Genomic DNA, 7,407 nt, shown 5'->3' with positions numbered 1-7,407 from the left:
GGCGAACCTGGTGCCGCAGGATGCCAACTTCAACCGGGGCAACTGGCTGCAGCTGGAGAACAAGATGGCCAGGTGCGGGGGCCTGCCGAGCGGCCGGTTGCGCTACTCGATTGGAGCGAACTACCCGAACTCCACCTCGCTCATCCCCAACAACCTGACGATGGTCATCACCAACCAGTCGACCGGGAGCTCGGTGTCCATGTCCTTCTCGAACGTGGACGGCGGTGGGACGAACGGCACGACAGAACGGACCCGCGGCGTCAATTGGCTGTCCAGCCAGGGGTGCACCTGAGCGACGGGGAGACGCGGGTATTGTATGTTTCAACCGAAGCCGCCTTCGCGGATTCACGGCCCTGGCTCCGCTGGTTGAAACATCTCCCCTATGTACACCCTCGACGAATCACTCTGGCCCCTCGTCATTGTCCAGCGCAGCGACACCACGACGGACAAGGAGATGGAGAGCATCCTCCAGAGCCTCGGCAAGCTCATCAAGCGACGCGAGCCCTATGTCCTGGTGATTGACTTCTCCAGGTCCCGTCCGCTGAACCACTCACAGCGGATGATGCTGGCGGCCCATCAGGAAGAGACCGCTGACCTGGCGCGCGAGTACTGCAAGGGCTTCTTCGTGGTGATCAACTCGACCACCGCGAGGCTCGCGAGGGCCGTGACCAGCTTCGTCCGGCCCGCCGCGGATCAACACGAAGAGGTCGCCTCGTTGAGCGAGGCGCTCGAGCGCGCCGCGCTCCGCTTCGAGGAGGCAGGGGTGTTGAAGGGCGCGCTCATCGCCCGAAAGCAGGCGCGCCGGTAGCCTGCTCAGCCTTTGCGCGCGGCGTTGATCTTCGCGATGTCGATCTTCTTCATCTGCATCATCGCGGCGAACACCCGCTTGCGCGTGGCCGGGTCCGGATCACTCATGCCGTCCGTCAGGGCGGCAGGAGTGATCTGCCACGAGACTCCCCACTTGTCCTTGCACCACCCGCACTGGCTCTCCTGACCGCCATTGCCGACGATGGCGTTCCAGTAGCGGTCGGTCTCCTCCTGGTCCCGGGTGCTGACCTGGAACGAGAAGGCTTCGGTGTGCTTGAAGGTGGGGCCGCCATTGAGGCCGATGCACGGAAAGCCCAGCACGGTGAACTCCACCGTGAGGACATCCCCCTCCTTGCCGTCCGGGTAGTCGCCCGGGGCGCGATGCTTGGCGCCCACGGAGCTGCCAGGAAAGGTGCGGGCGTAGAACGCGGCCGCTTCTTCCGCGTCGCGTTCGTACCAGAGGCAGAGGACGGTCTTGTTCACCGGGGTCGTCATGAGTGCGCTCCTTGGGAAGCGCCCTTGATCGACCATGCCCGGAGGAGGACGCAAGCCCCTATGGCGAAGGGCTGTCCGGCGGTGAGCGGCTACAGGAGTTCTTCGTAGGCGCTCTTCCAGCTGTAGGCGCCCTCGGGCCGCTTGCCCGAGATGGAGGTGTTCCCCGGGTCGATGTGGATGGTCAGCACGCTGCCATCGAGCGAGACCTTGGTGCCTTCCGTCGACAGCCGGCAGACCGTCTGGGTGACGGACTCCTTCACCGCCGCCTTGCCGTCCGCGGTGCCGCAGACCTCGACCAGGGTGCCCACGGCCATCTGGCACGCGCTCTGGGTCCGGTCCTTCAGCGGGTCGAAGGAGGGGTAGGTGGACCGGTCGTAGCTGCTCTTCACGGAGGAACCGCAGGCCTTGTTGACCGCGTCCTCCTTCTTCTTCAGCTCCGCGTCATAGGCGGCCCAGCCGTTCTTCTGGGCCACGGTGAGCCTGGCGGGCTTCGAGGACTCGCCGGCGATGGCGAGCGAGGCGAACAAACAGAGGAACACGGACGGAATCCGGAACATGAAGGCTCCTGGTGGGCGCGGTGCGCGCAAGTGCGACCCGCTGTCCCCCAGGAAGTGCCCCCCGGAGTTCTTTTGCATTCTGGCCGAGGAAACATTTCCTCTCGAAGGCCGAGAATTGGGGAAACCATGCGAACCCAAGCCAACCGCCCCCACTTCCACGTCGGCTCCGCTGGAAACCCCGCTCAGAAGGCCGAAGAGCGCCCGAAGTCGCAGGGTGACCGCAGGGTTGCCGCTGGCGACCACTTCGAAGCCAGCAGCGCCCAGGCCAGCGGCGGTAAGGACAAGGGCAAGACCCCGTCGAAGCTCAAGGGCGCGACCTACAACGTCGAGCGCGACCGCAATCCCAAGGACGTGCAGGCGTGGCTGGGCAAGTTCGCCAGGCACAACGACCTCGACTTCGTGCAGCTCCAGGAGATCAACGGCTACCACAAGGCCCTGGAGAAGATTCCGGGCTACCACCTGGTGACCTTCCCTGGAGCCAAGGACCACGGAGAGACGGGCATCCTCGTCAAGGACAGCCTGCTGCAGAAGCAGGCCATGTCCATCCAGGGCGAGGGCGGCGGTTGGACCACCGTGCGCGGCGGCCACGCTCCGCCGCGGGCGGCCACGGCGGTGAAGCTCGCGGGCTGGCTGCAGGTGGTCTCGGCCCACCAGCCGCCGTCGGTGGACTGGAAGAACGGGCTCCCTGTCGGGCCGAAGAACCGGGTGAGCACCTACAAGTCGCTCTCCGAGAAGCTGCTCGCCTTCGCGAAGAGGAAGATCGAGAACCACCCCGACCAGGGCCTGCTCATCGGCGGTGACTGGAACGAGCCGGCGTCGACGAAGGGGAAGTGGTCCCCCGGGTGGATTGCTCAGCAGGCGGGGATGAAGACCCACGGCGGAGTGGAGAGCCACGGCCACGGCAAGATTGACTATGCGATGTCCTACGGCGCCCGGGTCTCCAACGTCCGGGCCGGACCGACAGGCGGCTCGGATCACAACATCGTCATGTTCACGGTGAGCCGCCCGAAGGGGAAGGGCTAAGGGGCTCCCTCAGCGCAGAAGGCGAGTTCGGGGTACCACGGCGAGGGCGTGGCCAGGAGTGGCTGCGGCCAGCCGCGCAGGTGCTGGTCGAAGAACGCGTTGACGTAGGCCCGGGTGATGGCCTGGGTACGCTCCGCGGTGGTGTTCGCGCCGAGGTCGATGCCGAGCTGGTCCGCGAACAGCCCGATGTCGGTGAACGACGCGTGCACCGTGCCCGCCACCTCGAGCCAGCGCTTCCACCCGGTCATCTGCTGCCAGTCCCGTTCCCAGGACGTGTTCACGCCAGGCTGGCACAGCGTGGGCGTGAGCTGGTGGCTCAGGAACATGAACGGCTGGGACAGCCCGGGGGCGAGGAGCGGGGTGTCCGTGTCGCCGTCGAGGTTCATTCCGGCCTGGATGCGGGAGTCATTGACCATGGTGGGAAGGGTGCTCGCGCCACCCACGGAGTGGCCGGCCATCCCGATGCGGGACGGGTCGATCAGGGATGCGCCGCGCCACTTCGCGTGAGGCCAGGTCAGCGCGTCCAGCACGAACGACACGTCGGCGGCCCGGCCCTGTTCCAGCTTCTGCCAGAACGCCGGGTCGTGCGGGAGGTCACACGAGGCACACCCGGTGACGCGCCCCCCGGGGAAGCTGGTGCCGACGCTCTCATAGGTGTGATCGACTACCGCCACGACGTAGCCGTGGCTCGCCAGGTCCTCGGCCAGAGAGGTGAGTGTGGCCCGGGGCTTTCTGTAGCCCGGCGACAGCACGACCAGCGGCAGGCTGCGCACGCGACCCGCCGGCAACGCGTTGCGGACGGAGTGCGTCCGCGTCGTGCTCAGCAGGTCGGGTGGCACGTCGGGGATGCCGCTGTCCGCGAGCAGCGCTGCCGACTCGGCCGGGGTCATGTACTGGGTCTTCGGACCGTGAGCAAAGGCTGCCGGGTAGAAGAGGGAGACCATCAACTCCCGGTAGTTCACTGACGGCACCCATGGGTCGGGGCGCGAGGTGTCCCTCAGATACAGCGAAGTGGTGCCAACCGGCTGCCAGCCGGTGGGTCCGGGGAGGGAGGGCCCTGTGTCCGCTGTGGCGGGTGATGCGAACAGGGCCAGGGTCATCGCGATGGCGACGGTGAGACCACGCATGGGTGTCATCCCTTTCAGAAGGATGCCGCACCTGCCGGCCCGGGTGCGGCTGTGAAAAACAGGCATCCATGCGTGGAACACGGTCCTCGCCTCGAACTGTCACCCGCTTGCGGCACGCTCCGTTCGGTTCGACACGATCAACATCGACCTGCGGCGCCGTTGGCACGTCAGTCAGATGAACAGACTATTGGCGGACGGAAATGCAAGCCTGGTAGGCCGCGAAGACCTCGTGCTCCACTGAGAGGGGTTCTCTGATGTCAATGACACACGTAGAAGTCTTGAGCCAACGATACAGGGGGCAGCTTCGTGCTGGAGGTATCAGTCCACGAATCCCAGGTGCTGCCAGGGACGTTCCTCGTGCGTCTGACGCATACCGGCGACTACAGGAACGACTTTCATGATGTCCGAGTCCTTTTCGAGAGCTCCACGACGCCCGGAGGCCCTTTCACCCATGCCCAAGGTGTTTCGCTGAACCTGTTGCCGTCTTCGCAATTCGAGGTCCGGGCCAATCACTCGCACGTGCCATGACCGTCGAGGTGCGGCTGTTCGCGCCGCATGGTTCGTCGTTTCAAGTCACTGGAGCCTGGCACGGGGCGGTAACGCTCGATTCGAGCGAATAGGAGCCGCGAAGGGTTCACGAGCGACGGAGCCGTGGCGGGTCAGGGGGTGACAGGCTCCATGAGACCGGCCCTTGTCAGCAGCTCACGAACGCGATGCGCCAGCGTCACATGCTCCGGGTTGGCCACTGTGAAGCGCTCTGGAGTCAGGATGATGAGCGTGCCCTTGCCCTCGACTGGCTCGATTCGTACCGGTGCGGGAAGTGGCGGCACCTTGCCGCGACGCCGCGACAGGTACGTGACCCATCCCGCGAACGTTCCGGTTCTGCCTTCGTCTGAGAGAAGTTCGCGGTGGTCCCATGATGTAGAGACACACCAGTCAGGGTCCCAGGCCAACGCCATGCTCCGCACCACCTCGGCCAGCACGGACGCCGTGAAGATACGCTCCGCGTTCGCCCCCTGGCTGGGGAGCGACAAGAAACAGGAATTAGAAAACGCTTCCGCATATCCGCCGCAGTGGATGCGCAGGGCTGCACAATCACGACTGGTTCCGCCGTTGTCGAACCAGAAGCTAAAGCCCAGGTCCTCGAAGACAGGCCCCCCTTTCTCCCGGTTGACACCTCGCCGGAACATCTCAGCGAGCGTAGGCATGTCGGGCGGCATGAGGGGGGCGTGCGCGCGTCCTTGCGCGACCTGGCGGGCTTGTACCACTGGGCCAGGAACGGATCACACGAAGCAAGGAGCGTGAGGAACGCCGAGGTGCGTCGGGCGCAGTCCGCGGGGGACTCCTTACGAGGCCCCCAGTAGGCACCAGCGAAGTAGCTGTCCACAAGGTCTTCCATGGGGATGAGGTCTAGAGACATCAACTCCACGCGCCCCGGAGGCTCATCCAGGGTCCAGCGCCCAAACACCCAACTCCCAGTTCTTCAGCACCTGCGCGGCTTCAAAGGCGATCAACCCTTCACCTCGCGCAGCCTCTTCTAAAACAGCCTTCGATTCGGCCGTCCGATGCCTCAAGAGGTATGCCGCCGCCATGGTACTGACGTCCTTGTCGGGGTGCTTGAGCAGCACCGCAAGTGCATCCCGACCCGCATCTCCCTGCCCCCTCAACTTCCGAACAGCCGCGATGTAACGATCCGCATGCTTGTTCCCAGTCTTGGCGTCCCCACGCGCGATGGCCGCCGTCTGCGCTGACACATTCCGCGCAAACTCCTCAACCAACTTTTCGAGATCCATCACCAGATTCCTTTCGTCACGTTCTGGATCGCCAGCAATCCGAATTCGCGCTGCGCCTCAAAGGATTGAGTGCTCAGCCACTGTCTCACAGTCAAAGTTTCCGAGTTCGTGAGTCTAGGCCGTTTCGACGAATAGAGAGAACTCACGCCACTGTGAACATCCTTGCCAAGTGCGACGATGTTCCCGCTGTTGTGGAGCGCATGTGGTCCGAAGCGGTTCGCGTTTCCTTCGGTCTGTTCCACGATGTGATGCCACTCCTTTCCATCACCTGCTGGCCCCATCGCCCGTTTGAAGGACTTGAATGACGAGTAACCCTTCTGCCCGCGTGAAGGAACTGCCTCTTGTGGACCTTCATCGTTGCCCCCTCCTGAGCCCACTGAGTCATCAACGCGCTGGAGGATGATGGCCGCTCCGGGCCCTCCGCTCACCACCGACGCCGCGCGCCCTGCTGGCGCCGCCACGCGCTCCAACGCCAGCGCGCCCTCCGCCGACAGCGAGAGCACCGGCACCGAGACTTCCGCGCCCAGCGCCATCCCTTTCAGCATCCGCGTCGTGGCCGAAGCCGCGCCCCCGGTCATGAGCAGGCCCGTCGTGAGCCGCGACACTTCGCGGATCTGCTCGCCACGGGTCATGGACTGGAAGCGCTCCCAGTACATGGGCGAGGAGGCGATGAGCGCCGCCACGCCTGCTGGCAGGTTGCTCAGCCCCGCGAGGCTGTCCACGGGGCGCGTCAGCAACTGGCCCAGCGCGTGGTACAGCTCCACGAACGTGTCTTCCGCTCCATCCAGGGTGCGGCTGATGACGTCAGCGTCGTCGTAGACCTCGGCCATGGGCCGCCAATCCGAGGCCTGGAGCTGCGCGTGCATGGCGCGGAAGACACCGCCCTTGCCGCTGTAGAAGCGGCCCAGCTCGAAGCCATGCGCTCGGAAGGCGCCGTCCTGCCATTCGACCGTCGCCACCTTCTGCTGCGTGCGCCCGGTGAGCGCCCACGCCAGATAGCCGTCCGGTCGCAACACCGCGATCTGCTCCCGAGAGAAGCGCTCGACCCGTCGCAACAGCTCCTGTCGCGTGACTTCGCCTCCCTCCATCACTTCGCGCAGGATGAAGCCCGCGGCCATGCGAGGCGGGAAGGCGATCAACGTGACGGGCTTGCCGACCAGCACGTCCAGAAGACGCGCGGCTTGTGCGGGCGTCAGTCCCCCTCCCAGAGGGCGCTCGTCCCGCGCTTCCAGGCCCGCGTTCGTCAGCAACCGCTCCCAGACGTCCGGCTGCGAATCGTCAGGGCTGCTGACGTCCGCCATGGCCACCGTGCGAACGGGGCTTGCCCCCGTCATCACTTCGCGCACGGCCTTGCGGCGGTACAGCGGCGGCGCTTCCTCTTTGGGCGTGACGCTCGGCGCTGGAGCGGATGCATGCGCGGCCCCGTCGTTCGACTCCCACGCCCCAGGGGAATCCATTGCCGTGGGGGACGTGTAGCGCAGCGTCCTTCCGGGCGCGTGGGGCACGGATGCGCAGCCGGTGAAGAGGAGGGCCACGCACGTGAGCAGGACGTCAGCGCGCATTGTCCACCCCCAGGCCCACCGACGCGAAAGCGCCCGGCCGCAG

Annotated in this window: 9 protein-coding genes and 1 pseudogene; 3 read left to right on the top strand and 7 right to left on the bottom strand. The window is 65.6% G+C overall.

The annotated features are described in order from the left end of the window. Positions 1–292 (top strand): DNA/RNA non-specific endonuclease (locus tag D7X55_RS32050; RefSeq protein ID WP_199747254.1); only part of this gene is annotated, 292 nt, incomplete at its 5' end. A gap of 90 nt (positions 293–382) precedes the next feature. Then, positions 383–808, top strand: a complete 426-nt coding sequence (locus D7X55_RS32045; RefSeq protein WP_120552471.1) for a hypothetical protein — start codon at positions 383–385, stop codon at positions 806–808. A gap of 5 nt (positions 809–813) precedes the next feature. On the opposite strand, the gene D7X55_RS32040 is transcribed toward D7X55_RS32045, so the two are convergent. Further along, positions 814–1,302 carry a VOC family protein gene (locus D7X55_RS32040; RefSeq protein ID WP_120552470.1) on the bottom strand — a complete coding sequence of 163 codons (489 nt, stop codon included), beginning with the start codon at positions 1,300–1,302 and terminating at the stop codon, positions 814–816. 89 nt (positions 1,303–1,391) lie between these two features. Further along, entirely contained in the window at positions 1,392–1,859 is a 468-nt protein-coding gene (locus D7X55_RS32035; RefSeq protein ID WP_121725049.1) for a hypothetical protein, read from the bottom strand. A gap of 126 nt (positions 1,860–1,985) precedes the next feature. Between D7X55_RS32035 and D7X55_RS32030 the strand changes: the two genes are divergently transcribed. After that, positions 1,986–2,882: an endonuclease/exonuclease/phosphatase family protein gene (locus tag D7X55_RS32030; RefSeq protein ID WP_120552468.1), complete on the top strand. Its 897-nt coding sequence runs from the start codon at positions 1,986–1,988 to the stop codon at positions 2,880–2,882. Here D7X55_RS32030 and D7X55_RS32025 read toward each other — a convergent pair. The 5 genes and pseudogenes from D7X55_RS32025 to D7X55_RS32010 form a co-directional block, all read right to left on the bottom strand. Next, entirely contained in the window at positions 2,879–3,772 is an 894-nt protein-coding gene (locus tag D7X55_RS32025) for an alpha/beta hydrolase (protein WP_233610200.1), read from the bottom strand. The genes D7X55_RS32030 and D7X55_RS32025 overlap by 4 nt on opposite strands. Before the next feature lie 896 nt (positions 3,773–4,668). Next, positions 4,669–5,217 (bottom strand): immunity 52 family protein, encoded by a 549-nt coding sequence (locus D7X55_RS32020; RefSeq protein WP_233610199.1) that lies wholly within the window; start codon positions 5,215–5,217, stop codon positions 4,669–4,671. Positions 5,218–5,297: 80 nt separating this feature from the next. Further along, positions 5,298–5,408 (bottom strand): annotated as a pseudogene (locus D7X55_RS45790) (Imm52 family immunity protein); the annotation flags it as partial. Between the two features lie 43 nt (positions 5,409–5,451). Further along, positions 5,452–5,802: a DUF2019 domain-containing protein gene (locus D7X55_RS32015; RefSeq protein ID WP_120553208.1), complete on the bottom strand. Its 351-nt coding sequence runs from the start codon at positions 5,800–5,802 to the stop codon at positions 5,452–5,454. Next, positions 5,802–7,103 carry a hypothetical protein gene (locus D7X55_RS32010; protein ID WP_233610201.1) on the bottom strand — a complete coding sequence of 434 codons (1,302 nt, stop codon included), beginning with the start codon at positions 7,101–7,103 and terminating at the stop codon, positions 5,802–5,804. Before D7X55_RS32010 ends, D7X55_RS32015 begins: the two co-directional genes overlap by 1 nt. Between the last annotated feature and the right edge of the window lie 304 nt (positions 7,104–7,407).

This window comes from Corallococcus sp. AB049A, from assembly GCF_003668885.1.
In the GTDB taxonomy this organism is placed as follows: Bacteria; Myxococcota; Myxococcia; order Myxococcales; family Myxococcaceae; genus Corallococcus; species Corallococcus interemptor.
Note: the sequence above shows the minus strand (reverse complement) of the source record. Positions and strands in the feature narration are given on the sequence as shown.

Excerpts from the sequence above, each read along its gene's own strand:
- D7X55_RS32045 (WP_120552471.1), top strand. The coding sequence starts at position 383 with ATGTACACCCTCGACGAATCACTCTGGCCCCTCGTCATTGTCCAGCGC.
- D7X55_RS32040 (WP_120552470.1), bottom strand. The coding sequence starts at position 1,302 with ATGACGACCCCGGTGAACAAGACCGTCCTCTGCCTCTGGTACGAACGC.
- D7X55_RS32035 (WP_121725049.1), bottom strand. The coding sequence starts at position 1,859 with ATGTTCCGGATTCCGTCCGTGTTCCTCTGTTTGTTCGCCTCGCTCGCC.
- D7X55_RS32030 (WP_120552468.1), top strand. The coding sequence starts at position 1,986 with ATGCGAACCCAAGCCAACCGCCCCCACTTCCACGTCGGCTCCGCTGGA.
- D7X55_RS32025 (WP_233610200.1), bottom strand. The coding sequence starts at position 3,772 with ATGACCCCGGCCGAGTCGGCAGCGCTGCTCGCGGACAGCGGCATCCCC.
- D7X55_RS32020 (WP_233610199.1), bottom strand. The coding sequence starts at position 5,217 with ATGCCTACGCTCGCTGAGATGTTCCGGCGAGGTGTCAACCGGGAGAAA.
- D7X55_RS32015 (WP_120553208.1), bottom strand. The coding sequence starts at position 5,802 with ATGGATCTCGAAAAGTTGGTTGAGGAGTTTGCGCGGAATGTGTCAGCG.
- D7X55_RS32010 (WP_233610201.1), bottom strand. The coding sequence starts at position 7,103 with ATGGCGGACGTCAGCAGCCCTGACGATTCGCAGCCGGACGTCTGGGAG.